This window comes from uncultured Sulfitobacter sp. (genome assembly GCF_964021855.1).
In the GTDB taxonomy this organism is placed as follows: Bacteria; Pseudomonadota; Alphaproteobacteria; order Rhodobacterales; family Rhodobacteraceae; genus Sulfitobacter.
The window spans coordinates 1-24,734 of the sequence record NZ_CAXHZD010000013.1; the positions used below are offsets into that span (position 1 = coordinate 1).

The window sequence follows — 24,734 nt, forward strand, 5'->3', positions numbered from 1 at the left end:
TCAGCGCAGTAGCTCAACGCGCAACGTCAAATCCAACGACTTTTTCAACAAAATCAGCCCATTTCGATCTATGCTGCGCCCAGCATTCACGGCGGCTAACTTGAAGAATGCCCAATCCTTTTGCGTTAATTGAAGTCTCGAACGAAGTATCGATACTGGGAATGTCGTTTCCGTGCGCGACGACAGTTCCTCAATGAAGTCGCAAACGGGCATGCCCTGCAACGGCAGGTTCGCTAGTACCAATACCATGATCAACTCCATCAAAGGAAATTGGGCGCTGTTCGCAGCAATGCTCATGCTGATGGCGGCAAACGGGCTGCTGGTCACACTGCTGAGCGTGCGGGGTGCCGCTGCGGGCATGTCGTCATCGTCCATCGGATTGATGCAGGCGGGGTATCCGCTGGGTGCGTTGGTGGGCTGCGTCTATGCCCCAAGACTGATCGCGCGCGTGGGACACGTGAGGGCCTTCGCCGCGCTTGGCTCGCTGTGCTCGATCACGGCAATCGTCCACCTGATGTCCATCGATGTGTGGACTTGGGGGGCGATGCGGATGCTGTCCGGTTTCTGCTTTCCGGGTCTCTATGTCATCTGTGAAAGCTGGTTGAACGCACGCACGCCCAATCGGTCGCGCGCGATGGTGTTGTCGATCTATTTCGTCGTCCAGATGGCGGGGGCGTCGGCGGGACAGGCGCTTGCCGGTGGAGATGAAAATGCGGGCGCGATGATGTTCGGCTTTGCGTCGATCCTGATTTCGGTGTCGTTTTTGCCCGTACTGCTGTCGAACAACCCGGCACCTGATTATGTACCACCGGTGCGCATGTCGCTGCGCGAGCTTGCGGGTATCACTTCGATGGGTGTGCTGGGATCTGCAATGAACGGGGTGGCGCAGGCCATCGTCTACATCGGTTTGCCGCTTTACGGGCTTGCATTGGGTATGGGTCCTGCCGAGGCCACGTTGCTGGTCGTCGTCGCCACCATTTCGGGTGCTATCGCCCAGTTTCCCGTCGGGCTGATATCAGACCGCATGGATCGCCGCTATGTTGTCGCAGGACTGTCTATCGTCTCCGCCTTCACCTCGGTAGTCCTTGTGATGGGTGGGTTCGGGGATGCTATACTGCTCGCTGCCGCCCTTTTCGGGGCGAGTGTTCTGCCCGTCTATTCGCTTTGCGTCGCCTATACCAACGACCACCTTGTCCCTGCCCAGATCATTGCAGCAAGCGGGTCGCTGGTTCTCACCCTAAACATCGGCATTCTGCTCGGTGCATTTGCAGGTCCTGCGAGCCTCGCGATTATTGGCACCGCTGGGGTGCCTATTCTTCTTGGCATCGTGAGTGCGCTGACAGTGGCGGTGGCCATGGTGCGCGTGCTACGCAGTGCGGCACCCGAGGATACCGGGATCGCACAGCCCATCACAGTTCAAGGGACTCAGACCGTCGGCGTTTTGCACCCTGAAGCGAGCGCTTCCGACACGCCAGCCACATCTGGTACTGGGCATAGTCGCACCACCTCGAAGACATCTCTCGTGTAAGCAACGCCGCCCCGAAAGCAGATATTTTAGAATGTCGTTTCCAAAGCCGACATTGGTGCAGCCGCAGCGAATTTACACTTTGTCCGCAAACCACAAGTGCACCCGCGGTGCGGCGAATGACGATGCTTCACCGAACTTGCTCAATTCAGCCCGGCAGGAAAAACTCCGTAATCCCGCGTTTTCCTTCCGCTCGCCCTAGCTGGACGATCACATCGATCGACTTTCGGATATATTCCCGCACCTCGGCAAAGGTCAGAGGCGTTCCTGCCTGAAGCACCATGATTGCCAAGCGATCAATTGCGAGTTCTGCTGTCTCGGCATGGATTGTAGAAACCGATCCCCCGTGCCCGGTGTTAATCGCTTCCAGATAGGTCAGCGCCTCGGCCCCGCGGAGCTCACCCACTATTATCCGGTCGGGCCGCATGCGCAACGAGGCTTGAAAAAGGGCATTTGCGCTTCTTTGCGAGCCGTTCGCGCGATTTGCAAGCAGTGCTACCGTGTTTGGCTGACTAGGGAAGAGTTCAAGTGCATCTTCAATGGTAATCAGCCTTTCGGCCTGTTCGACATGAGTTAGCAGATGACGTGCAAACGTAGTCTTGCCTGTTGAGGTTCCGCCACTGATCAACACGTTGAGCCGCGCTTTGACAAGTGTCTCAAGTGCGCCCTCGAGATTTGCCTCTGCAAGGCAGGCGATGTTTTTCATTTTCTCCGCCCGCAAGGCGTCCAGTGAAACGGCTTTTCCAAAGAGATAAGCGGGCGCATAGTCTGTCGCATTGCCGGATGCAAAGAGGCGGATTGTAATCGACGCGCCATGTTCAATAGCGGGTGGAACAGCAACCTGAACTCTAAGTGGACGGCCTGCGTATTCAACCTTACCAGACACCAACGGGTTTTTCTCAGACACCCGAGCTTTGGCATCGCCAACAATTGTCTGTGCCATATTGAGGGCGGCAACGGGATCGACGATCTGCCCTTCGTCACGCATATTGGCGTCCCCCGCACACTCCAGCCATACTTTGCCATCCGGGTTTATGGCAATTTCTACGATGTCATCGCGGCTCAGTAACTCCTGAAACGGTGCCAAGTACCGCTCGAGGTAGGACGTTGGGTATGGGGTGCCACTCAATAGATCACCACATCTCGGTCCACGAGCACGGTTACTGATGCGCCCTGATCGACGTAGATAGTGGGTGAAATAGAGATTTGCTCGGCAATAACAGAGCCGACAGCATCTTCCAGATCAGCACCGACGTCACCAAGGACGATACTGGTCGTTTCATTGTCCGAACTTTCAGCAGCCACGGCAGGTGCGGCACCAATGACAGAAATCAATGCGGCCCCGCCAAATCGCTCTGCAAATTTCGTATCGACAAATCCAGTCAGACCCGAGCGGCCCAATTGGTCACCACCAACGGAAGCTATCTCAATCGACGTGCCATCGGGTGTCAAAACGCGTGTCCAAAGTATCAGTATGCGCTTTTGGTTCATTTCGATCCCCGACCGGTATTGCCCGAAGAGACGGGAACCACGCGGTATCAAAATCTGATCGCCGGCAAATGCTGGCACTGGCTCGGAGATGACTGCAACCACGCTGCCTGGGAGATCACTGTTGATTGCTGTTTGTAATGCGGCCTGAATGACGGAGCCTTGTGAAAGGGTCCGTTCAGGATAGGTCATGCGCGTGGCTTCTTGGACATCCAGCGGTTGACCGCCATTGCGCAGATACTGTTCATTCTCAGAAAGGACTGGCCCTTCGGGTGCTACCCCTAATACAGCACCTTTATCGCCTGTCCCTGCTGAAGCCGCACGGGGGCCATCGGCATAGATCACAGCGGGTGATGTGATTTGAGCCGTCAATAATTCTTGTGCTTCTCGCGCAGCCTCTCGATGGCGCTGCTCTTCTTCTTGGCGCTGGCGTTCTTCGAGAAGTCGTTGATCTGCGATCAGTCCATCACGCGCAATCTCGGCCTCCAACCCCTCACGCTGGGCCCGCTCTGCGTCCAGTATGGTTTGCAGTCCTGACAGTCTGACATCCGTTTGACGCTGTAGGTTGATAAGTTCAGATTCCTTTTCGGCGATGGAGGCTTCGAGCGCTTCAGTCTGGCTTGCAAAGGCCTCACGCAGGTCGGCGACAGCTTCCTGTATTTCGGCGTTGCGTGCGGCTTGGCTAGCTGCCAGCGCCTCGCGCAGGCGTGCAAGTTCATTCAGCACCTCTGTAGTCGGCGCGGGCACCGGGGCCGGGGGTGGGACATCAAGCGCCTCCTCGACCGCAATCAATGCGTCGTTGACTTGTTGTTCGGCCTCATCCGCTGGGAACTCCAGACGCCCGCCATTTCCGGTTCGTTGATCCTGAAAGGTTTCCACGTCAGAAGTCTCCAGACCACCGTCTGTCTCTTGCAAATTTGCAGCCAAATAATAGGCAACGCCGGCTCCACCCAGTGCCAGAGACACGGCCAGTGCACCCACGCCAAAGCTGCTACCTCTTTTCGATTTCTTGCGTTGCCCAAATTGATCGAGGCGGTTCTGCAGGTCAGGCGGTTCACGGTCAGTCATGCTCAGTTGCTCACATAGATGGCGCTGTTATCGCGATAGGCGCAAATTGCTTCTTCGCCGATGCGCAAGGTCCAGTATTGGTTCACCCCCAAGACCCGCACTACATTACCTTGTTGCGTCCAGTTCACGGTACGCTCGCGACCTTGCTGATCAGCTTTGAAGAGTGCTGGTTGGCGTCCATTTTCGGGGAAGGTGAAATATGTGTAGCGTCCGTCGTCATAAATATGCGTAGGCCGAAAATCGCCGTCTCCTGCGACGCGGTAATTATAGTTGCGCGGCGCTTCGAACCCCTTGGGGTCCGCACTTGCTGCAGCGGCACGCCGTTCGTCTTCGGGATATCTGAATCGTACTTCAAAGAACATTCCCGAGCGGCCTGGGATAGCACCCTCTCGAAGATGAAAAGAGTATGTTCGCCGGTTGGTAATGACCGTCATATTCGTTGAGGCATTCTGCACATGCGGCTTGATGGTCAGCACGTTGCCAAGCTCGGGGATCGGATCGACTTGAAAGCTCTCGGTGTTCGCCGCATCAATAAACAAAAAACGTTCACCCTGACCAAAATGCAGCGTAGTTGAATGGCGCAAATCGGTTTCGATCACGAAGACTTGGTTCTCCGCATATGTGGCTGTGCGCACACGGGTGTCGAGTGAACCTCCTCGTGGCACATTCTCCGCCTGCAAAGATGTGGCGAACAGGGCGCAGGCCAAGCCTGTGATTAATGCAGTAGTCTTCAAAGGTCAGTTCTCCAATGTCTCGGCATCAACGCGATATGATTTGACCACGAAGCCCAGGGGGTTTGCCCAGACGTCTTGCAGACGTTGGCGGGTTTCTGGTTGGAAGTCGTAACCGACTGTGGCGACGTAACTCCGCGTGACGGTCCGGGTGTCGCGGGGGCGGCGCAGGGTGCGGGTAAAGCGGACTTGCGCCACGCCGGGCTCGATCTGATTGACCGATTTAATGACGACTTCAATGATCGCGTCACGGCCATAGACGGTGATGGGATATTCTTCGTTGGACGAGGTCCACAAATCCCGCAAGGTGCGGGCAGCATCCCCATCCGAACGCTCAAGCACAGAGTTGATCCGTTGCTCGCCATCAGTCAGGTCATACGTCTCGCGATCATCGACATAGGCCACAAGATTGGCCTGTATTATCGCATCGCTTTCGCTAAGAGACAGTGGCTGCACTGCTGCAACGCGGTCCATCTCACCGGTTTCCTTGTCAACGACGACGACAAAGGTCTCGATGGATTTCAGCGGAAACAGGCTCGCGCCGGCACCGATACCAGCCAAGCCAACCAAAACACCGGCGGCGGCCACGAAATAGGCAAAACGCTCGCGTCTGCGGGGGCCATAGATGAAGTCCACTTCAAATGCGTCTCGGTCCTGAATTGTCGATTTGGTCAAGGAATTAAGCTTTCAAGATCAGGAGTGACGAAATGATTTGGCGGCCGATAATAGTGCTCCGGGCGTATGACGAACGGCCTGTCCGGTCTTCACTACGCCACCGCTGCCTGCCTGCCTGAGTTCATTCGGAGTCTTACCCGTGGCAAGCCGAGCGGCACCGCCCGCGCTGTATTCCCCGGCATTTACAACGCCTCGGCGTGCCAAACCTGTCAAACCAACCGCGTTTGAGGCGATCCCCATTACCCCGGTGAGGTTGGAGGCAATATATGGAACCGAGGCCATGATCCCAGCACTCAGCAAGAGGATAACCAGAAATGGGAGAATTAGGCTTACAGTTTCGACGTCTGCTGGATCGGCGGAAGCGTCACCGATAGCTTCGGCGATTGCGACGACAATCCCGGCGGCTCCGGCCGCGGCAACCGGCATCAAGGCATAGCCGATGGTGGCGCGCGTCCAAGCCTCGAACAGTGATTGGGTTGGCTTGAAAAGGGACGTGATGATCATGAAAGGCGCGATGACGATCATTAAAGCAAAGACGATCCGGGCGAAGGCAATGATGCCTGCGGTAACGGCAGCAAAGAGGGCTGAGAGAACAAAGAAGATCGCCCCCAAAACTGCGCCGAAAACCCAGCCGGCCTGATCGCCGATGGTATCGCCATAGGCGGTAATGCGTGCCACCATGTTGTCGAGGCTCTCGTAGACCCCCGCCTCGTCGCCAGACCCTGTCAGGGCGAGGATGGATGCACCGATCGATTCCGGAACCTGGGTGGCTATGCCGTAGATGACGCTGAAATTGTCCCAGCTTTGCGCAAAAATCCCGACGAGGGCAATTTTGGTGCCAAATGCAAAAGCACTGCCGAACGTCATCGGCTTGAGCTGCATCACGACATTAATGCCCAGAAGAACCAAGAGCAAAATTGCTCCGGCAGAAATGACATTTCCCACCGATCCGGCAGATTGAACGAATCCGTCTTGTGCGACTGTATCGACCGCCGCATCGACCTGCCCCAGAATGTCGCGAATGATCCCCATCTAGTTTTCACATGCCTCCATGCGCTCGGCTTCAAGTGCATCTGCCATTGCGTAGAGGTCCAGAACCTTGAAGGGCAAACGCGGGTTGTCCGACGTTCGAAATCGGGGAAGCTCGTTGAGGGCAGCTTCCCATGTAAATTGGTCAAGGAGGCATTTGCATGTCTTCGTTTCAAAGCCTTCCTCTGCCACAAGGATACGCAAAATGGCGCGATAGCCGTTGCGAAGATAAGCGGTTTCGGCGAGGTCTTCGGGCGGGCGCGGGACCTGGCATTCCTCCACACTATCAGGCGTAACGGCCATAGAGTTGAATGGCGCTTCCTCTGCGACAATGGCCGAAGGTGCCAGTGCAGTTGTGAAACAAAGTAGCCCGATCAAGCACGTGTAGATCAAGCTTGTCTCAATAGTGCCAACCGGATGTGCGCCATTCGTCATGGGTTCACCGCCATTGTTCTGAACCGGCGTTCATCTGCTAGTGTCGCCGCATCCACGACGCCGAGCTGACCGGCACTGACACCTTGGGCTGCTTCAAGTCGCCAGATCTGTGTAAGGATAATACCAAGCTCTGCGGTCACCCGCGTGTTGAGATCGACCGCCGCTTTCAGGCCGTCCTGATCATCAATCAATCCGACCATGGTTTCTAGGCGTTCAAGACTCTGACCAGCCTCGGTATGACTTTCCTGAGCGGCAATAGACAACATCGCACTTGATCCAGCTTGCGTAGCGATGCGGTTGTCTGCTGGTTCAGGAGATGTTGAGAGCGTCGACAGGGTTTCAGCAGTGAAGCCACTTCCCGACAAGACGCGCTCGACAGAGGCCTCCAATTGCGTACCGGGATTGAAGCCACTCAGAAAATCCCCTTCGGCCAACGCGCGTGCGGTGTTCAGGGGTGCGACCAGTTTGCCGCGAAGAGCACGAAATTCTTCGATTGTCGCAAAGAGCTCGCCAAGTCCACTGCCCTCAATAAGTGAGGTCAGCTGGGCTTCAAGGTTCAGGAGCTGCGACAACTGGGTCTCGAGTTCCAACCGCATCGTGGCGAGCTGTTGCAATTGGACATTCAGATCTTCGGCCATGTGTTCGAGTTGTGCAACCAGCTGACCAAGCTGTGTATTGTCGAATGTTGGCACGCCCTGTGCGTAGGCAGGGGCACCAAATCCAAAGATCAGGACGACAGGGACTTTGAGCAGTAATTTCTTCAATTTGGTACTCCCATTTGCATAAATTCCCGCTCGGCCAGGCGATCAGCAACAAGGTGTTGGGCATGTGCTGCTTCGCGTTGCTGATTGGCAGCCATCAGACGCACCCGCAAATTCAGGATACGGCCGATCTCGGCTTTGGCGTAGGTATTGAGTTCCCACGCCGCCTTTGCGTTCGGTTGTGCATCAATCTGCAAGATGATCGCGCGCAGGCGATTTATTACTTGCTGGGTCGTCGCGTGACTGTCAGCGGCGTAATAAACACCTGCATCCGAGATGTTGGCGTATTCTGCCAAAGCAAAATCTGAGGATGAAAGGGTTCCAAGCGCATCGGCACCACCAACAACGGCGAGGTATTCATTGTAGAACTTGGAAATGTTCCGGACATAGCCTTGCGTTTCGGCGAAGGGTGGCACCCCACCGTACTCGATGACGCGTCCCGGACCTGCGTTGTAGGCCGCAAGCGCGTGTGGAATATTGCCGAAACGGTTCAGCTGAGTAGTGATGTAACGAGCGCCACCGCGTAGATTGTCCATGGGGTCGCGCGGGTTGACGCCAAGGTCGGAGGCTGTGCCAGGCATCAGCTGCGCCAAACCATAAGCGCCAACATGACTTTCGGCGGTGATGTTAAATCTGCTCTCTTGTTTGATCAGAGCTTGAAACAGGCAGCGCCACTGGGTCGATGAGAGCCCTGCGCGCGCAACACCGGGCGCGCCGGCATATTCGCCAGCAACTTGCACAATCATCATCTCAACAGTTTCGCGCCCCTCCCCAAAAAGGCGGTTGTTCATCGGGCTTAAATCCGTGTTGGGATATACAGCCGCCACACCGAAATCGGCGTTGCCTTCAAGTGCACGAATGTCAAAACCTGGGCCGGTAATCGCTGCCGAAATCGCTTCCAACGCCATGAGTTGCTCGGCTTGGACGTCAGCAAGTGAATTCGCAGTGGCGTTTATGTCTGATTGGACGCCAAGGTCATCGCCCAACGCTGTCACGCGTGCAATCGCTTGCCCGATGGCGGTGTTGTCCTGCGTTGGCACACCTTGGGCGCTGGCTGCTCCTGTCGCCAGTATGAGGCTAAAGCCGAGACGAATGTTTGCTGCACACCTCATACAGCAACGGTCAGCTCTTCGAACTGGCAGTCCTTGGGTGCTGCATATTCGGTGTCATTCTGGTTGACGAGATCTACCGCGGCGCGTGTTACCACGGCTGCACCGTCGCGACCGAAGCAGGGAGAGGTCTGATCGGTGTATTGGGTACAGGCGCCCAAAACTCCAAATGCCGTGAATAAGATGCACGCTGTTCTAATCATAATTGAGGTCTCCAGAAGTCAGGATTGCTGCGCCAGTCAGCGGGGACACGGGCTTCACCGGTTGCACCACCGCCAAGAATAGGCAGCAGATCGCCAAGTGCAGAGAGATCGGAATCCACGAAAACACTGTCCCCAGCCGACCTGATCAACGCGATACGTTGGCCAACTGTGGGCTGGACGAGAAGCGCGGCTTCTTTGGCATTCACCCGCAAGAAGTCGTAATCGGCGACAGTTGCCCGATCGTTTGGAAAGAGGATTTGTGTCGGCACGGTCTCGACGATGGTTTTTCCGACACGGCTGTCGCGCAATTGGCTGGGATACTGCGTCATCATAATCACGACGCAGTTCATCTTGCGTAGGGTGACAAGCCAGTTTTCCAATCGCGCCCCGAAATAAGGATCGTCCAGCAGTTTCCAGGCCTCGTCCAGGACGATGATGGTCGGGTGGCGATCTTCGACGACCCGCTCAATCTGGCGGAAGATGTAGGAGAGGACAGCCATTCGCTCCGTTGTCATGTCGAGGATCTCGGTCATATCAAACCCAACGATATCGCCCGCCAGATCGAGGCGCTGGCCAATGCTTGGTTCATCGAATACCCATCCATAGCGGCCACCCGGCGCCCATTCGGCAACGCGTGACTGCAACTCACCGTCGTCGTCGAGTGATTGGAAAAGCGTCTCGAAGCTTGCGAAGCGTTGAAGTGCGCCGCCGGCCCCCGCATTCTGACCTACTGCACTTTGTATGTGCCGCGATTGTTCGCCCGTCAGATCGCCACTCCGCGACAGGATTGTGGACAACCAGTCCGATAGCCAGGCGCGGCCACGTTCGTCTGTTTCCGAGGCAAGTGGGTTCAACCCTGTCGGAACACCTGCTCTGATTTCGTTGTAGCGTCCACCAAGTGCGCGCACGGCCATTTCTAGGCCGCGGTCTTTATCAAAGAAGAAAAGGCGTGCGCCAACCCGTTGCGCCTGCGCCGTTAGAAATGCCGTGGTCAAGGTTTTGCCAGTCCCAGTGCGCCCCAGAACCAGTGTATGACCAACGGTCGGCTCTTTGCCGACCTCGCCCGCCTCGTGGAAGTTAAAGCGGTAGCTGGCGGTCCCGACTGTTGGCAGAAAAGAAATCGTCTGCCCCCATGGCGATTGGTCCGCATTCCGCCCTTCGACACCGCCGTGCAATGCGGCAAAATCGGCAAAATTAATCGAAGAGATTGGCGTTTTGCGGGCGCGGTAGCTGAAGTTTCCAGGGCTTTGGGCAAAATAGGTGGCTTTCAGTGCCATGTTTTCGCGCACGATAACTGCCATGATCTCTTGACCCACACGTTTGATCTGTGCCGCCGCGCGCTCCAGTGTGTTGCGATCTGGCGCATAGACGGCAATTGAAAGATGGTGGTCGCCAAACGCGATCCGTCCGGCCTCTTGGTCATCAGCTGCAAGACTGAGCTGTTCGCGCAATGAGACGGCCGCATCATCAGACGCGTGCATTTGGCGGATAATACGCTGGATGCGTTCGGCCATGATATTATTCGGGATCGGACTAAACGAGTTGGTTATGACGATGTCGAGCGGCAGATCGAGTGCGTCCAAAAGGGAGACGTCCGTGAACGCGGGATAGGATTTGATGCTAAAGAGCGCACCGTATTTTACGGCGCCTGTTGTCGCACAGATGATCTTGGCGACATCCCCATCAAATGTAGCACGACAGTCGCTCAGCGTGTGAGAGAGGGGCAGGGCGCTCTGCCCCACCGCGATCGGAGAGAAACTTCCAGCATTGAGCGTATTGAGATAGCCGAGCCATTCACCACCATGACATGTCAATCGAACAGGATTGGCCGCAGAGAGCGCAACTTCGAAAAAGCCCATGACCTCATTGAGTTCCTGCGCGCGCGCCGCCCGGTCTTTGACCCAAGCCTTGCGGGCCAAGGTGCGAATGAAAGGAATGCGTGAAGATATATCGGGGCGGCGTAAAACACTGAGATACATCTGCCGTTTCGCAGGGCGTAAATTCCTCACGTGCCGTTGCCAACGCTGATCAATCGCGCTTGCGAAGTTGTCACCATCAACTGGACGCAGGGCAGTATCCTGCGGCACGGAGATGCGATGGACATAGAAGCCGAAAGAATTTCCCGTTTGAGCAACAATGGCCGCGACCGCACGTTTGAGTGCGTCAAGCCGATCATCTTCGGTGGTCATCGGGTTAAGACCATCGAGGCGCAGTGTGGCCAGAAGATCGCCTTCGCGCAAAACCATAACATTGTCGGAAGCCAGCCCGAAGTAGGGCAGATGTTCGCCCAGATAACTTTCACGGGCGAAGTCGGCACCATCAGCTTCCTGCACGGCAGCACCAAGCTTGTTCAATATGCCATCATCAAGCGCCAAAGCTGTCACCTCCATGTCGCGCACGGTTCTTGGTGGCGCGAACCGTGCCATACGCAACGCGCAAGACCTCGAAGAAGTGCGGCTCTTTGTCTGCTACAAACCAGAGGATCGGATACGCGACGATACCGATCAGAAAGAAAATGAGGGACTTGGTCCATATAAAGGGCAGAACGACCCCCATAGCCAGCATCACCAGATATCCGACAGGGAGACCCAGATACTTTGGTGGGCGGGCCAGACCCAAAAAAAGGGGGGAGCGTTCTGCCATGGGTTTAGGTGAACCCATCCACGATCGTACCCGCGGAAAAGATCAAAACGATGCCGATGATGACGGAGGCGAACCAACCCCAGTTCAATCGGCCCATCATGCACATGAAGCCAGTGCCAATCACCGCCAGCGTTGAAACGGCAATACCAATCGGGCCTGTGAGGGCAGCCTCGACAGTTTCCAGCATCGTTTGGATCGGAGATAAGTCCTGCGCGAATGCAGGCGTTGCAAGTAGCGTCAAGGTTGTGGCGGCGAGCGGCAAGTATCGTGAGTGGTGGAGGCGCATTGAAATTTCCTTGATTAGTTCAGGTCGATGATGACAGGCGCTCGGGCGGGCGCAGTAACCGCGACACGCATTGCTGGTACGGGTGTTGCCCCACCGGACAGACGCGCACGGATCGCGCTGATCCGCCGAATGTAAGTGCGCGTCTCGTCGAAGGGTGGAATGCCGCCATATGCAGCAACACGGTGCGGGCCTGCGTTGTATGCCGCGAGTGCGAGATCAACGTCGCCGAACGTAGCCATCTGAGCCAATAGATAGCGCGCCGCACCATCAAGGTTCTGGGCAGGATCATGGCGATCTACGCCTAGATCAGAGGCTGTTGCCGGCATCAGTTGACCGAGACCATAGGCCCCTTTTGGGCTGACAGCTTCGGTATTGTAGGCGCTCTCGGCCTCAATCATGGCTTGAAATAGAATACGCCAATCCCGCGAGGTAAGTCCTGTTTGATCAATCGCGCGATTGTTCTGATGTCGATCAGCCGTTTGATGGATCAAAGCCAGTATCGGTTGTGATGCGCGTTGTGGGATGTCAGTTCGAGGTGCCAGTATAGGCTGAATTTCTGGCGAACTTCCAGATATCCACCCCGGGCGCGTGCCATGAAAGGTCCACCCGGACGCAGTGGCGGAACCATCCGCGCGAAATGCGAGAACGTCAGCGTGGCCCTTCGAGGATGATATTATAGTCAGCGTCAAAGCGCAGATCGCGCCCGTCGCCAAACTCAAGGTGATGCTTGAAAAGCCCCGGCCAGATGTTGAAATAACGTGCTTCCGGTCCGAGCGGCGTAATCCTCGTGGACACCAGAATAGCTTCCGGTTCGCCTTCGCGCAGGTAGATGCACTGGTAGCGCGGCTTCCCATCGTCCGTGAACCCCACGAGTTCATACCGACACTGGAACGCAGTTCCAGTTTTCTGAAGATCTTTGACCCCATCTAATGTGATCAGGATCTGGCTGCGTTTGATCGGCATGTTTGGACTCTCCCTGTGAGAGCCCTTCTAGTCTTTGTTAACAAATCCGGAAAGTCACATTGAGTCAATACGACATATTGCAGAAAATTACAAAATGATTGAAACTTAGCCAATGCAACTTAAGGAGGACGTCATGAGGTTGATATTTTCTATGCTAGTTTGCGCCGTGGTTACGACTTTGGCACCCAATCGCGCGCGCGCTTACGACATTGATTGCGCGATCATGCTTTGTATGGCTGGAGGGTTTCCACCGAGCGCTGTCTGCGCGCGGGCATATAGAACCATGATACGCCGGATTACGCCTTGGCCGAGTAGGCCACCATTCGGAATATGCACGTTCGCAGCTGTGCCAGTGGCACTTGGTGGGCCCGGCGGCGAAAGCGCGATCGACACTGATCTACCTGAATATGAGTGGCTTAACCGAACCCACGTTATATGGTTCACTGGCCGTTCCTATACGCCACGAGATGATCCAAGGCAGTGGGATTGGACCATCCGGTCTTGCGATCATGAGAACCGAACCTGTCGTTACATTGCAAGGGTATATGGATCGCGTAGTCGCTGGCCAGCTACATTTGGGTCTGAAGGAGGTCAGACGATCAGCATGCCAACAGACGGCAGCTATGGCAATTTCTACACAAGATCAATCATGGTCGAGTATGGCGATTATGAAGGCAATATGGGCCACTCAGATTGGTTTTCGTATTAACGCATTCAACCGGAGCGATCAGGAGAAAAAGGGAGAATTTTTACATCGTCGAGGTTCACACTGGCGGGATCCACATACCAGCGCCTGGAGATCTTCCCGTTGTTCCAACGGTAGTCAGTAAACACCAGCGATTCGCCTTTCTGGGTCGTCAGGAAACCGTCTTGGAAAGGAACACCCACTTTCTTGCTGTCCATGACGGCTTACGCGAACCTTTGTGACAATTCAGTTTGAGACTGTTTATGGTAAAACCTCGCTGCCATGAAATTCAGCCATTCCGGCTCGCAAAAAGCAGTTCCGGATCCACGTTGAGAGCGAAGGCAATCCGTTCCAGCAGGTCCAGAGATGCCGCGAACTTTGCGTTTTCCAAGCGGCCCATATGCCCGCGGCTCACATTTGCACGCAGCGCAAGCGCCTCTTGGCTGAGACTGCGGGCGCGTCTCAGGTCTTGAATGTTCAGTGCTACTCTGTCCCGCAAGTTCATACCGAACAAACGGACATGATGCGTGATATATAGCCACGCGATATATGTCACATTTTGCAGTGATATAGATTTGTTGACCGGGCATGATATGCCCGATCGTTGAGTTCATTGTTCCCAAGCAGAAGCTGTTAGTGGCATTGCGATCGGTAAGCTGAACTTCGCAAAATGAACGGACGGACTGCAATACCTTTGGACTTCGCTACGGTCGTATTTTGTAATCCCGGCTGCTCTCGCCTGACTAGAATTTAAAATGAAAAACGTAACAGCTGATACAGGCATAGAGCTTCAAGACCCAACTTTAAGATATGCATTCATCGTAAGTAGCTCATATTCTGCAACCAGCTCTTTATTTTGGTTGGTAAGGGTCGCGTGCCACCGAACTTCTCCGTATTCGTCGTTTCTGGGCGTTTTCTTTTTCACGCTCAGTCTGACCTTAATCGCATCCCCTGCTTCCACGGGTTTCATGAAGCGTAGATTATCGAGACCAGTATTGGCCAATACTGGTCCTTCATTAGGTTCTACAAAGAGACCGGCGGCAAAGGACAGTAGTAGATAGCCGTGAGCGACCCGGCCTGGGAAAAAGGGATTACGTTTCGCGGCGTCTTCATCCATGTGCGCGTAGAATGTGTCACCTGTAAAATTGGCGAATTTCTCGATATCGTCGAGCGTTACTACCCGAGGATCGGTATGAATTGTTTCCCCAATCTGAAGCTCGTGAAATGTTCGGGTGAATGGGTGTGCAGGCGCGGTTTGTTCAGTCGCTCCAGGCACCCATGTTCCACCAATCGCTGTCAGGATGTCGGGACTACCTTGTATCGCGGTGCGCTGCATGTAGTGCATCACTCCTCGAACGCCGCCCAATTCTTCTCCACCGCCAGCTCGACCAGGGCCACCGTGGACCATGTGTGGGAGCGGGGAGCCGTGGCCTGTGCTTTCCTTCATGCTGTCACGGTTGTTGAAATAGAGGCGACCATGAAACGCAGCTGATTTCAGAGCCATTTGACGGGCAACGTCCCCGTCATGAGTGATAACAGATGCAACCAAGCTGCCACCGCCACGGTTAAGTAGGTCTGTTGCATGATCCAGATCCCGATATCCCATGATTGTCGAGACGGGACCAAAGGCCTCGGTGTCGTGTACCCGTTCGGCTTTATCAGGATCAGCACAATGGAACAGCATGGGCGGAACGAACGCTCCTTTGGACGCATCGGCACCATGCACCTCAAAATCGTCAGGGTTACCGTAAACCCGTTCAGCCTCTTGAGCGATGATAGCCGCTTTTTCCAGCACGTCACGCTTTTGGGAATTGGAGACGAGTGCGCCCATACGGGTGCCTTCTGCCTGAGGGTCGCCGATTGTTGTTTTAGACAACCGCGCGCTCAAGGCTTTAATCACCGCTTCAACTGCATCTTGGGGAGCGAGAATACGCCGGATCGCGGTGCATTTTTGGCCTGCTTTGGTGGTCATTTCGCGCTGCACCTCTTTGACGAAGAGGTCAAATTCTGGTGTTCCCGGTTTAGCATCGGGTCCAAGCACGGATGCATTCAAGCTGTCTTGCTCGGCCACAAAGCGGATCGAGTTTTTCAGAATGTGTGGCGCGGAACGCAGTTTGAACGCGGTATCGGCTGATCCGGTAAAGCTGACCACGTCCTGACAATCCAAGCGGTCAAGCATGTCACCTAAACCGCCGGCGACCAGTTGAAGTGCTCCAGCGGGCAAGATACCGCTATCGATCATAATCCGCACAGCGAGTTCGGTGACATAGCACGTCGCTGTGGCTGGTTTCACAATCGCTGGAACGCCAGCCAACAAAGTTGGTGCCAATTTCTCGAGCATTCCCCAGACAGGAAAGTTGAAGGCGTTGATGTGAACGGCCACGCCTTGCATTGAAGTGCATATGTGCTGACCCAAAAACGAACCGTTTCGAGAGAGCTGCTCGACCTCGCCATCAAGGTATACATGTGCATCGGGCATTTCACGCCGCCCTTTTGAGGCAAAAACAAACATCGTCCCGATACCACCGTCAATGTCGATCATGTGATCGGACTGAGTAGCACCACTTGCAAAGGAAATATCGTAAAGTTCCTGCTTGCGTTGGCCGAGGCTCTGCGCGAGGGCCTTGATCATCTTTGCGCGGTCGTGAAATGTCATCGCGCGCAAGGCTGGACCACCTGTGTTCTTGGCAAAATTCAGCATTGCCTGAACATCAAGATCATTGTTGCCTGCCCGCGCCATCACTTCGCCTGTCACGGCGTTCTCAATGTCGCGTGACCCGTTTCCGGGAGCGATCCATTCTCCGGCAGCGAAGCTATTTACGTTCAGTAATGTCATGATGGCGTCCTTTGCAATTTTGAAACGACCTAATGGCCGATCCCACCCATTTGATTGGGAAGAAAGAGGGCAATGATTGGCAGAGCGACAATCAAAATTAGGCGAATGATGTCAGCGATCCAAAAAGGCGTGACGCCTTTGAAAATCGTGCGGGTCGATACGTCACCCACCACTCCTTTAAGGATGAAAACGTTTAGGCCAACCGGTGGGGTGATAAGGGAGATCTCCACAACCACCACAACCACGATACCAAACCAGATCGGATCGAACCCAAGAGATGTCACCAACGGGAAGAAGATCGGCACCGTCAGAAGGAGCATTGACAAGCTTTCAAAAACGCAGCCGAGAACGATATAGACCAGCAAAATGAACAGCATGACGACATAGGGAGAGAGTCCATAAGCCGTCACCAGCCCGATCAAGGCTTCTGGAAGGCCTGCAAGATTGATGAAATTCGAGAATATCGCGGCACCGATAAGGACGGCAAACAACGACGCACTTGTGACGGCCGTTTCAGTCAAAACTTCAACAATCGCTTTAAATGAAAGTCCGCCACGACCCATCGCGATCAGGAAGGCTCCCATAGCCCCCATTCCAGCGGCTTCGGTCGGTGAAAAAGTGAGGTTGATCGGTTCGAAATCAAACGCGCCATAAAGTCCGCCAATCACAAGGAAAAACAGTAGCAAAACAGCCCAGACAGATCGCAGTGCTTTCAGTCTTTCTGCCCACGTTGAGCGAGGACCTGCTGGCCCAGCGTCAGGCGAACGCCAGACAACCCAACGAACGGCGAACAAATAGAAGAGGATGCCCATCAAGCCAGGGATGATCCCTGCCATGAACAGCTTGCCAATCGAAGTTTCAGTTAGCAATCCGTAAATAACGAGTATGACGGACGGGGGGATCAGGATACCAAGTGTGCCACCTGCAGCGATCGATGCGGTGGACAGTTCATCCGAATACCCGAACCGGCGCATTTCTGGCATTGCGACTTTTGACATCGTCGCAGCAGTCGCAAGAGACGAGCCGCAGATGGCTGAAAATCCCCCACAAGCGGCCACGGTCGCCATGGCGAGGCCCCCTCGCATATGACCAAGAAAAGCGTTTGAGACCGCGTAAAGCTCGCGAGCCATACCGCCCTTGTTCACAAAAAGGCCCATCAGGATGAAAAGCGGAATGACGGAGAGACCATAGTCTTGTGCTGTATCCGTTATTTGGCGGCCAACCATGGACACAGCTGCAGTCAATCCGCGGCCGTCAAGGATGCTGCCGCCACGTTCATAGGCGAATCCTAACGTCCCAACCAAGCCCATCGCAAAAACGATTGGCATACGCACAAGCACCAGTGCGATGACAATAAAGAAACCAATAAGTGCAGCGGTCATAATGGATTCCTTTGATTTGCCGGTCGTAGGAAGAGAGTCAGGACGCCAGCCACCGCCATTGCCAACGCAGTGACAGTTATGAAAAATGCGATAAAATACATGACAAGATATTGTGGCACGCCCAGGTATTGCGTGACGTCGCCAAAATCTCTGGTTCTTTCGGCCAGTGCCCAAACACGTAATACGGGCCAGACCATCATAAGGGCACACGCAAGGCTGATTAAACCGTCCCGAATACGGCTCAGACCCATCTTTGCAAAGAAACCGTCTGTCAAATCGACAGCGATATGGCCTCCTGTCACAGACACGAGTGGCATGACGGAAAATACCATTACAGCGACAAAAATCCGCGTGAGTTCTGTGCCTTCTTCGATAGGAGCGTCAAACGACGACCGCAATACCACATCGCAAAATGTCATGACCATAAGTGTAAAGAGCGAAAGGCAAGCGAGCCAGATCGGAACCTGGATCAACACCTTTATCAAGGGTCTATCGGTGAGTGATAGTGTCGGATTCATCGTTGCCTCCCTGCACGAGATGAGTTGTAGCGGGCGCGCTTACGCGCCCGCTACAATTTGTTATTCGACGCCCAGTTCCGCGCGGAAGGATGCAAGCGCTGCCTCGGCATCAATACCTTTGGCGGCCACTTCCTCGATGACACTGTTCGTCACACTTTCGATGATCGCATCAAAAGCTTCGACGTCAGCGTCACTGGCTCGCGTGATCGTATTGCCTTCGGTGTCTTCGGTCAGCGTAATGCTGAAGGCATCGCCGCCATCCCAAACTTCACCTGACATACGGCTGAGCGGTTCACCGAAGACTTCGGTTTCCAGCGCTTGCTGTAAGTCCTCAGGCAAATCAGCGAATGTGTCTTCATTCATCACATAAGCAAATGAGCCGCGGAAAAACCCGCCTGGCATCTCGTAGTAGTGTGGTGCGACTTCTGTCAAACGAAAGCCCTGCCGACTATCGATTGTCATCATAACGCCATCGGCGGCATTAGAGGCCAATGTCTCGTATACTTTCGGCGCAGGAACTTGGATGCCGGTGGCTTCCAACGCGGCGCCAACATCTGTGGCAACGCCACCAGGCATCCGCAACTTGAGACCCTGAACATCTGAGAGTGTTTCTACCATTCCACTTGTATGAAGTTGGCCCGGACCGTGAGTATGCAGGCCAATCACCTTCGCGCCGCGATGTTCATCCAACGGCGCGATGTATTCCTGAAACATATTCCAATAGGCAACTGACGCTGCTTCGGCGGTTACGTCGAGGCCGGGAAGCTCGACAAGCTTATAGCCTGTATATCGGCCAGGCTGGTAGCCATGGAAAATATAGGCGATGTCAACTGCACCATCGAGAACCAGATCCATTTGTGCGGGGGGAGGGGCCAGACCAAGACGAACTTCGCCTGTGACACGTCCGTCAGTTGCCTCTTCAATCATCTCGATCAAGTTCGGCAGCATCTGGGCATTGATATTGTGTGTTGGCGGAACCCAGCTCGAAATCACGAGCGTGTATTCGGCTTCTGCATAGGCGCTGGTTGCTGTTCCCAACAATAGGGCAGCAATCGCCCCAGTTACTTTTTTATTGAACATTCTTGTCCTCCTCCAAGGTTTATGACCGAATCTGGCCGTTTAGTCGTAGCGTTTGGCGCGGGTCCATGATCCCGGACTTGCGGCGCATAGTGTTTCGAGCGATTCACGGATGCGATCGTCATCAAATGTGCTGGCTGCATGCATTGGTCCGCCACGCCACCGTGGGAACCCGTAACCGTGAACCTTGACCATATCGACCGCAGCATCATTTTCCGCGATGCCTTCTTCAACAATCAAGGCACCTTCATTTGCGAGGACAGCCAAGAGAGTCTCTTGTATTTCCTGATGTGTAAAGGACCGTCTGGTAACGCCAACTTCTCGGGAATAGTCCTCAATCAACGTTGTCACATCAGAATCTGGTATGGCTGCCCGATTGCCGGGTTCGTAACGATACCAGCCTTTACTAGAACGCTGACCAAACCGCTTAAGATCACACAGGCGGTCCGAAATTTCCACATAGCGTTCCGAGGACGATCGATCCTTGTCTTGGCGTCGGCGGTTGGCTTGAGCGATTTGCAAGCCGCTCATATCCTGCGCTTCAAATGGACCCATTGCCATACCGAAGTCACGCATTGCTACGTCGATTTCTTGAGGCAGAGCTCCATCAGCCAACATATACTCTGCAGCGCGGCGGTAGGCCGCGAGCATTCGGTTGCCGATAAAACCGTCACACACGCCAGACAGCACGGCGACTTTGCGCAAGTGCTTTGCAAATGCAAAGGACGTCGCCAACGTATCTGTAGAAGTTGCCGGAAGCTGCACGACTTCGAGCAACTTCATGATGTGCGCGGGGCTAAAGAAATGTAGCCCGACACAGCGTTGTGGCTGATCAATCCCAATAAAGATTTCGCCTGGATCAAGATATGATGTGTTTGTCGCCAGAATCGCGTCCGATGCCATCACCGAGGCGAGCTGTGTAAATACCTGCTGCTTTACTGCGACGTCTTCGAATACAGCTTCGATTGCAAGATCGTGGCCGGATGCAGCATCATATGTCGTTGCGGTTGAAAATTTGCTCTTTTGTTCATCATATCTGCTTTGATCGATCTTACCGCGCTTCAACGCGCTGTCGAGATTTGCATGAACCCGGTCCAATGCTCCAGTTGCCGCGGTGTCGTCGCGTTCGATGATGGTCACGAAAAGTCCAGCAGATAAAACGGCAGTTGCAATGCCAGCACCCATCAATCCGCCACCGACAACGACAACCCGCTCGATTGCTCGGGGATCTCCGTCATTGATCGCCGCAGGTTTGGAAACAGCGCGTTCAGCAAAGAATGCATGACGCAGTGCTTTACTTTCTTCAGAGGATCTCAATTCCACATGACGAGCGCGTTCTTTCGATTGGCCCTGATCAAATGGTAATGTAGCCCAAGTAAGCGCTTCGAGGTTGAGCAGCAGGGACGATTGCCCTTTTGCCTTCTTGGCCAGCGTTTTTCGATAGCTGCCAAGATCGATATCCTGCAACGACACTGGAGGCAGCTCGCTTAATTTTAGCGGTCGATCGGGAAGATTTGCCGCAAAATTTCGAACAGCCTCATCTAAGTTGCCGTCACATACCAGATCGAGTCCGCCAGCATTCTGAAGGGTCTTTGCATCAACAATACGACCCGCTGCTGCAATCTCAATTGACAGCGGCATCCCGATCAAACGGGGAAGACGCTGTGTGCCGCCAGCGCCCGGGATCAAGCCAACATTTACTTCAGGCAATCCAAAACGCGTCCCTTGCTCGGCAATCCGCCAGCTACAGCCCAGAGCAAGCTCAAAGCCTCCACCCAAGACGGTGCCATGCATTGCGGCGATAAACGGGGTTTTGCTATCCTCAATAGCTTGAACAACATCCGGCAAGTCTGGCTTAATCGGGGTCGCATCGAATTCTGACATATCCCCGCCAGCCACAAAGGTTTTCCCTGCGCACATCAGAACGGCAGCTCGAGCACCTTGAACCTGCTTTACAGCTTCTAGCAGCCCCGACCTAACAGCCGCCGACGTTGCGTTGACGGGCGGATTGTCTATCGTCACCCACGCAACATCATTGTCGAACCTAACGCTTACAATTTCCGGGTTGGACATGTTGAGCACTTTCGGTTGCGAGAATCATTTTACCATTAAATTAATTGACCAACCGGACGGTTTATGCAAGACTTTTCCTACTTTATCGTCTGGGAGGCACGATGTGAGCGACACGATTCTTACTCAAACCGAAGGTCAATTGACGCAAATTACGTTAAACAGGCCTGACCGTCTCAACAGTTTCAACGATGAAATGCATCTCGCTCTAAGAGGAGCTCTAGAGCATGCGCGTTCGTCCGGAAGTCGAGCAATACTTCTAACTGGGTCGGGCCGCGGATTTTGTGCAGGACAGGATTTGGGGGATCGCGATCCATCAAAAATGGACAGCCCGCCTGACCTCAGCGAAACGCTGACAAATTTCTATAATCCACTTGTCCGACAAATCAGAGGCTTGGATATTCCAGTAGTCTGTGCCGTTAACGGCGTTGCGGCAGGCGCGGGAGCAAACGTGGCGCTGGCATGTGATATTGTCATCGCGGCTAAAAGTGCAAAGTTCATTCAGTCTTTTGCCAAAGTTGGTCTGGTGCCCGACGGTGGGGGAACTTGGTCTCTTACCCATTTATTGGGGGAGGCACGTGCCAAGGCATTGGCCTTAACCGCAACACCTTTGCTTGCTGATCAGGCTGCCGAATGGGGTTTGATTTGGAAAGCCGTACCGGATGATGAGTTAATGGCCCAGGCAAAATCAATTGCCGCCCAACTTTCACAAGGTCCGACCATAGGTTTAGCCATGACCAAGAAAGCAATTCAGGCAGCAAGCTCAAACACAATGGATGAACAGCTCGAACTTGAAGCAGAAAGTCAGAAAGTTTGCGGTCAAACCTCCGACTATGCGGAGGGAGTTTCCGCGTTTTTGCAAAAGCGTCCGCCCGTTTTTACAGGAAACAAAACATGACCCCCAAACAACGTGCGCAGAAGGCGGCAGACGCAATGTGGTCCGATGACCGGGCAAGTGGTTGGTTCGGAATGGAACTGATTGATGTCGATGAGGGCAGCGCAGTGCTTGGGCTTAAGGTGCTTCCCCAACACGTAAATGGACATGGTATTTGTCATGGCGGTGTGACGTTTAGCCTTGCAGACAGCGCATTTGCCTTTGCGTGCAACAGCCGCAATCAGGCCACAGTCGCACAACATAACAGTATTTCTTACATTGCGCCTGCTAGATTGGGAGATCGACTAACCGCGACGGCACGCGAGATATGTCTGACTGGTCGCAGCGGTATCACCGACGTGCGTGTTACCAATCAGGACAACCAACTGATTGCAGAGTTTAGAGGCGCGTCCCGGGCCATTCGGGGACAACTTTTTTCGGAGGAGACAGCAACATGAAAGACCTGGGCGCAAAAAAGGAAGAACTTGAACCTATTGAAATTGCATCACGCGATGAAATTGAGGCCCTCCAGCTCAAGCGTATGAAATGGTCCTTAAACCATGCCTACGATAATGTGCCGATGTATAAGAAGCGCTTTGATGAATCTGGTGTTCATCCCGACGACCTAAAGTCACTCAAAGACCTCGCGAAATTTCCTTTTACGGTAAAAGATGATCTTCGTGATAACTATCCCTTCGGCTTATTTGCCGTCCCGCGTCAGAAAATACAGCGCATCCATGCGTCATCCGGAACGACGGGCAAGGCAACCGTTGTCGGATATACAAAAAACGATTGCGATGTGTTTGCCGATATGATTGCGCGCTCCTTACGAGCCTCAGGCGTTCGACCGGGTGAGATGGTGCATAACGCTTATGGTTATGGCCTGTTTACCGGCGGGCTTGGGGCACACCACGGCATCGAACGATTGGGCGCGACAGTTGTGCCGATGAGCGGTGGGCAGACCCAAAAGCAGGTCGGGTTGATCACCGATTTCCAACCAGATGCGATCATGGTGACGCCGTCATATGTGCTGAACATCCTTGAAGAGTTCCACCGTCAAGGGTTGGACCCGCGGGAAACATCATTGCAAGTCGGAATTTTTGGGGCAGAACCATGGACCGATGCAATGCGCAAGGAAGTCGAAAATGCCTTCGATATGCATGCGGTGGACATTTACGGCCTTTCCGAAATCATGGGGCCCGGTGTCGCTAACGAGTGTGTAGAAAGCAAAGATGGACTGCACATCTGGGAAGATCATTTTTACCCTGAGATCATTGATCCACAGACGCATGAGCCTGTCGAAGATGGTCAAGAAGGAGAGCTGGTGTTCACGACCCTGACAAAAGAGGGCATCCCGATGATCCGCTACCGCACAAAAGACTTGACGAAATTAATGCCCGGCACCGCAAGGTCGATGCGCAGGATGGCGAAAATTACCGGTCGATCGGATGACATGATTATCCTGCGAGGTGTGAATGTCTTTCCAACGCAGATCGAAGAGCAACTGATGACAACTGGAGGGCTTGCGCCACATTTCCAGATCGAACTGTATCGCTCGGGGCGAATGGACGCCATGCGCGTGTTCGTCGAGGCGAGCGAGGACTCTACTGATGAGGCGAGCAAGGCCGCAGCGGCGCGGATGCTAACAAAGCGAATTAAGGATGTTGTTGGCATCTCGACTGAAATTGTCGTAGGGAACCCGGGAGACGTTGTTCGGTCCGAAGGCAAAGCAAAACGGGTCGTGGATAATCGTAAAGGTGAACGCTAGTTGGCACGCCCAATCGCCCAAGATCATGATGAGAAACGTCGCTTGATCCTTGATCGAGCGGCGCAATTGTTTGCGGACGAAGGTTTTGATCGGGCGTCAGTGAGCAGCGTTGCTAAGGCCTGTAATATCTCCAAGGCCAATATCTATCATTACTACTCGAGCAAGGACGACATATTGTTCGACATTCTTGATAATTACCTCCGCGATTTACGTGATCGCATCTGTGGGATGGACATCGCAGGATTGGGAGCTGAAGAAAAATTTCGGCGAACTATCCTTGAAGTGCTTCTCGCTTATCAAGGATCCAATTATCAGCACCGCCTTCAAACAAATAGCATGGGGCACTTGCCGGAAAACCAACGTGCGATTTTGACCGAGTATCAGCGAGATTTGGTCAACCATGCGAGTATTCTTGTCGGGGATATTGCACCCCACGTTTTCGACGGCGACAAGCACAAACTCCGCTCCGCGACAATGGCAGTTTTCGGGATGTTGAATTGGTTTTACATGTGGAACGAAGATGCAGATCGGGAAGCGCGAGAAGACTATGCTGATATTGTCTGTAAAATGAGTCTCCTCGGAATACCTGGGCTCTAAATTCATCATAT

At 54.1% G+C, this 24,734-nt stretch carries 27 protein-coding genes; 6 read left to right on the top strand and 21 right to left on the bottom strand.

The window, feature by feature from the left end; all coding sequences use genetic code 11:
• A complete protein-coding gene (locus AADJ11_RS19820; protein WP_341236136.1) occupies positions 1-249 on the bottom strand; it encodes a hypothetical protein in 249 nt (82 codons plus the stop codon).
• Here AADJ11_RS19820 and AADJ11_RS19825 point away from each other — a divergent pair.
• Complete coding sequence (locus tag AADJ11_RS19825; protein ID WP_341236137.1) at positions 248-1,528, top strand: MFS transporter; 1,281 nt, start codon at positions 248-250, stop codon at positions 1,526-1,528. The two genes, AADJ11_RS19820 and AADJ11_RS19825, sit on opposite strands and share 2 nt — an antisense overlap.
• Before the next feature lie 145 nt (positions 1,529-1,673).
• Here AADJ11_RS19825 and AADJ11_RS19830 read toward each other — a convergent pair whose 3' ends face one another.
• The 13 genes from AADJ11_RS19830 to AADJ11_RS19890 form a co-directional block, all read right to left on the bottom strand.
• Complete coding sequence (locus tag AADJ11_RS19830) at positions 1,674-2,612, bottom strand: ATPase, T2SS/T4P/T4SS family (RefSeq protein WP_341236138.1); 939 nt, start codon at positions 2,610-2,612, stop codon at positions 1,674-1,676.
• Between the two features lie 38 nt (positions 2,613-2,650).
• Positions 2,651-4,081: a TrbI/VirB10 family protein gene (locus AADJ11_RS19835; RefSeq protein ID WP_341236139.1), complete on the bottom strand. Its 1,431-nt coding sequence runs from the start codon at positions 4,079-4,081 to the stop codon at positions 2,651-2,653.
• Between the two features lie 2 nt (positions 4,082-4,083).
• On the bottom strand, positions 4,084-4,815 hold the full coding sequence (locus tag AADJ11_RS19840) for a TrbG/VirB9 family P-type conjugative transfer protein (RefSeq protein WP_341236140.1): 732 nt from the start codon (positions 4,813-4,815) through the stop codon (positions 4,084-4,086).
• Positions 4,816-4,818: 3 nt separating this feature from the next.
• On the bottom strand, positions 4,819-5,487 hold the full coding sequence (locus tag AADJ11_RS19845; protein ID WP_341236141.1) for a type IV secretion system protein: 669 nt from the start codon (positions 5,485-5,487) through the stop codon (positions 4,819-4,821).
• 18 nt (positions 5,488-5,505) lie between these two features.
• Positions 5,506-6,519 (bottom strand): type IV secretion system protein, encoded by a 1,014-nt coding sequence (locus AADJ11_RS19850; RefSeq protein WP_341236142.1) that lies wholly within the window; start codon positions 6,517-6,519, stop codon positions 5,506-5,508.
• Positions 6,520-6,951, bottom strand: coding sequence for a hypothetical protein (locus AADJ11_RS19855; protein ID WP_341236143.1), 432 nt, complete (start codon positions 6,949-6,951; stop codon positions 6,520-6,522). It lies immediately after the preceding gene.
• A complete protein-coding gene (locus tag AADJ11_RS19860; protein ID WP_341236144.1) occupies positions 6,948-7,715 on the bottom strand; it encodes a type IV secretion system protein in 768 nt (255 codons plus the stop codon). Before AADJ11_RS19860 ends, AADJ11_RS19855 begins: the two co-directional genes overlap by 4 nt.
• Positions 7,712-8,824, bottom strand: coding sequence for a lytic transglycosylase domain-containing protein (locus AADJ11_RS19865; protein ID WP_341236145.1), 1,113 nt, complete (start codon positions 8,822-8,824; stop codon positions 7,712-7,714). The genes AADJ11_RS19860 and AADJ11_RS19865 overlap by 4 nt, the downstream gene beginning before the upstream one ends.
• A gap of 196 nt (positions 8,825-9,020) precedes the next feature.
• Complete coding sequence (locus AADJ11_RS19870; protein WP_341236146.1) at positions 9,021-11,414, bottom strand: type IV secretion system protein B4; 2,394 nt, start codon at positions 11,412-11,414, stop codon at positions 9,021-9,023.
• Positions 11,389-11,667, bottom strand: coding sequence for a VirB3 family type IV secretion system protein (locus AADJ11_RS19875; protein WP_341236147.1), 279 nt, complete (start codon positions 11,665-11,667; stop codon positions 11,389-11,391). The genes AADJ11_RS19870 and AADJ11_RS19875 overlap by 26 nt, the downstream gene beginning before the upstream one ends.
• Before the next feature lie 4 nt (positions 11,668-11,671).
• Positions 11,672-11,953, bottom strand: a complete 282-nt coding sequence (locus tag AADJ11_RS19880) for a TrbC/VirB2 family protein (protein WP_341236148.1) — start codon at positions 11,951-11,953, stop codon at positions 11,672-11,674.
• A gap of 14 nt (positions 11,954-11,967) precedes the next feature.
• Positions 11,968-12,444, bottom strand: a complete 477-nt coding sequence (locus AADJ11_RS19885; RefSeq protein ID WP_341236149.1) for a lytic transglycosylase domain-containing protein — start codon at positions 12,442-12,444, stop codon at positions 11,968-11,970.
• Between the two features lie 157 nt (positions 12,445-12,601).
• The gene (locus AADJ11_RS19890) at positions 12,602-12,916 is read right to left on the bottom strand and encodes a hypothetical protein (protein WP_341236150.1); all 315 of its coding nucleotides are present in this window, start codon (positions 12,914-12,916) and stop codon (positions 12,602-12,604) included.
• Between the two features lie 133 nt (positions 12,917-13,049).
• Here AADJ11_RS19890 and AADJ11_RS19895 point away from each other — a divergent pair, with 133 nt between their 5' ends.
• Positions 13,050-13,625, top strand: a complete 576-nt coding sequence (locus AADJ11_RS19895; protein ID WP_341236151.1) for a hypothetical protein — start codon at positions 13,050-13,052, stop codon at positions 13,623-13,625.
• 5 nt (positions 13,626-13,630) lie between these two features.
• On the opposite strand, the gene AADJ11_RS19900 is transcribed toward AADJ11_RS19895, so the two are convergent.
• The 7 genes from AADJ11_RS19900 to AADJ11_RS19930 form a co-directional block, all read right to left on the bottom strand.
• Positions 13,631-13,819, bottom strand: coding sequence for a hypothetical protein (locus tag AADJ11_RS19900; protein ID WP_341236152.1), 189 nt, complete (start codon positions 13,817-13,819; stop codon positions 13,631-13,633).
• Between the two features lie 71 nt (positions 13,820-13,890).
• Positions 13,891-14,106 (bottom strand): helix-turn-helix transcriptional regulator, encoded by a 216-nt coding sequence (locus AADJ11_RS19905; RefSeq protein ID WP_341236176.1) that lies wholly within the window; start codon positions 14,104-14,106, stop codon positions 13,891-13,893.
• A gap of 285 nt (positions 14,107-14,391) precedes the next feature.
• Complete coding sequence (gene paaZ, locus AADJ11_RS19910) at positions 14,392-16,437, bottom strand: phenylacetic acid degradation bifunctional protein PaaZ (protein ID WP_341236153.1); 2,046 nt, start codon at positions 16,435-16,437, stop codon at positions 14,392-14,394.
• Between the two features lie 29 nt (positions 16,438-16,466).
• Positions 16,467-17,819: a TRAP transporter large permease gene (locus tag AADJ11_RS19915; RefSeq protein ID WP_341236154.1), complete on the bottom strand. Its 1,353-nt coding sequence runs from the start codon at positions 17,817-17,819 to the stop codon at positions 16,467-16,469.
• Complete coding sequence (locus AADJ11_RS19920) at positions 17,816-18,337, bottom strand: TRAP transporter small permease subunit (protein WP_341236155.1); 522 nt, start codon at positions 18,335-18,337, stop codon at positions 17,816-17,818. Before AADJ11_RS19920 ends, AADJ11_RS19915 begins: the two co-directional genes overlap by 4 nt.
• Before the next feature lie 60 nt (positions 18,338-18,397).
• Entirely contained in the window at positions 18,398-19,417 is a 1,020-nt protein-coding gene (locus tag AADJ11_RS19925; protein WP_341236156.1) for a TRAP transporter substrate-binding protein, read from the bottom strand.
• Between the two features lie 39 nt (positions 19,418-19,456).
• A complete protein-coding gene (locus AADJ11_RS19930; protein ID WP_341236157.1) occupies positions 19,457-21,487 on the bottom strand; it encodes a 3-hydroxyacyl-CoA dehydrogenase NAD-binding domain-containing protein in 2,031 nt (676 codons plus the stop codon).
• A gap of 103 nt (positions 21,488-21,590) precedes the next feature.
• Here AADJ11_RS19930 and paaG point away from each other — a divergent pair, with 103 nt between their 5' ends.
• The 4 genes from paaG to AADJ11_RS19950 are packed head-to-tail and all read left to right on the top strand — an operon-like array spanning position 21,591 to position 24,723.
• Positions 21,591-22,382, top strand: a complete 792-nt coding sequence (gene paaG, locus AADJ11_RS19935) for a 2-(1,2-epoxy-1,2-dihydrophenyl)acetyl-CoA isomerase PaaG (RefSeq protein ID WP_341236158.1) — start codon at positions 21,591-21,593, stop codon at positions 22,380-22,382.
• A complete protein-coding gene (gene paaI, locus AADJ11_RS19940; RefSeq protein WP_341236159.1) occupies positions 22,379-22,816 on the top strand; it encodes a hydroxyphenylacetyl-CoA thioesterase PaaI in 438 nt (145 codons plus the stop codon). Before paaG ends, paaI begins: the two co-directional genes overlap by 4 nt.
• A complete protein-coding gene (paaK, locus tag AADJ11_RS19945) occupies positions 22,813-24,126 on the top strand; it encodes a phenylacetate--CoA ligase PaaK (RefSeq protein ID WP_341236160.1) in 1,314 nt (437 codons plus the stop codon). The genes paaI and paaK overlap by 4 nt, the downstream gene beginning before the upstream one ends.
• Positions 24,127-24,723, top strand: a complete 597-nt coding sequence (locus tag AADJ11_RS19950; RefSeq protein WP_341236161.1) for a TetR/AcrR family transcriptional regulator — start codon at positions 24,127-24,129, stop codon at positions 24,721-24,723.
• Positions 24,724-24,734: the final 11 nt, after the last annotated feature.

Excerpts from the sequence above, each read along its gene's own strand:
- AADJ11_RS19905 (WP_341236176.1), bottom strand. The coding sequence starts at position 14,106 with ATGAACTTGCGGGACAGAGTAGCACTGAACATTCAAGACCTGAGACGC.
- AADJ11_RS19925 (WP_341236156.1), bottom strand. The coding sequence starts at position 19,417 with ATGTTCAATAAAAAAGTAACTGGGGCGATTGCTGCCCTATTGTTGGGA.
- paaZ (WP_341236153.1), bottom strand. The coding sequence starts at position 16,437 with ATGACATTACTGAACGTAAATAGCTTCGCTGCCGGAGAATGGATCGCT.
- paaK (WP_341236160.1), top strand. The coding sequence starts at position 22,813 with ATGAAAGACCTGGGCGCAAAAAAGGAAGAACTTGAACCTATTGAAATT.
- AADJ11_RS19865 (WP_341236145.1), bottom strand. The coding sequence starts at position 8,824 with ATGAGGTGTGCAGCAAACATTCGTCTCGGCTTTAGCCTCATACTGGCG.
- AADJ11_RS19835 (WP_341236139.1), bottom strand. The coding sequence starts at position 4,081 with ATGACTGACCGTGAACCGCCTGACCTGCAGAACCGCCTCGATCAATTT.
- AADJ11_RS19875 (WP_341236147.1), bottom strand. The coding sequence starts at position 11,667 with ATGGCAGAACGCTCCCCCCTTTTTTTGGGTCTGGCCCGCCCACCAAAG.
- AADJ11_RS19870 (WP_341236146.1), bottom strand. The coding sequence starts at position 11,414 with ATGGAGGTGACAGCTTTGGCGCTTGATGATGGCATATTGAACAAGCTT.
- AADJ11_RS19900 (WP_341236152.1), bottom strand. The coding sequence starts at position 13,819 with ATGGACAGCAAGAAAGTGGGTGTTCCTTTCCAAGACGGTTTCCTGACG.
- paaI (WP_341236159.1), top strand. The coding sequence starts at position 22,379 with ATGACCCCCAAACAACGTGCGCAGAAGGCGGCAGACGCAATGTGGTCC.
- AADJ11_RS19880 (WP_341236148.1), bottom strand. The coding sequence starts at position 11,953 with ATGCGCCTCCACCACTCACGATACTTGCCGCTCGCCGCCACAACCTTG.
- AADJ11_RS19895 (WP_341236151.1), top strand. The coding sequence starts at position 13,050 with ATGAGGTTGATATTTTCTATGCTAGTTTGCGCCGTGGTTACGACTTTG.
- AADJ11_RS19890 (WP_341236150.1), bottom strand. The coding sequence starts at position 12,916 with ATGCCGATCAAACGCAGCCAGATCCTGATCACATTAGATGGGGTCAAA.
- AADJ11_RS19915 (WP_341236154.1), bottom strand. The coding sequence starts at position 17,819 with ATGACCGCTGCACTTATTGGTTTCTTTATTGTCATCGCACTGGTGCTT.
- AADJ11_RS19820 (WP_341236136.1), bottom strand. The coding sequence starts at position 249 with ATGGTATTGGTACTAGCGAACCTGCCGTTGCAGGGCATGCCCGTTTGC.
- AADJ11_RS19850 (WP_341236142.1), bottom strand. The coding sequence starts at position 6,519 with ATGGGGATCATTCGCGACATTCTGGGGCAGGTCGATGCGGCGGTCGAT.
- AADJ11_RS19930 (WP_341236157.1), bottom strand. The coding sequence starts at position 21,487 with ATGTCCAACCCGGAAATTGTAAGCGTTAGGTTCGACAATGATGTTGCG.
- AADJ11_RS19855 (WP_341236143.1), bottom strand. The coding sequence starts at position 6,951 with ATGACGAATGGCGCACATCCGGTTGGCACTATTGAGACAAGCTTGATC.
- AADJ11_RS19825 (WP_341236137.1), top strand. The coding sequence starts at position 248 with ATGATCAACTCCATCAAAGGAAATTGGGCGCTGTTCGCAGCAATGCTC.
- AADJ11_RS19920 (WP_341236155.1), bottom strand. The coding sequence starts at position 18,337 with ATGAATCCGACACTATCACTCACCGATAGACCCTTGATAAAGGTGTTG.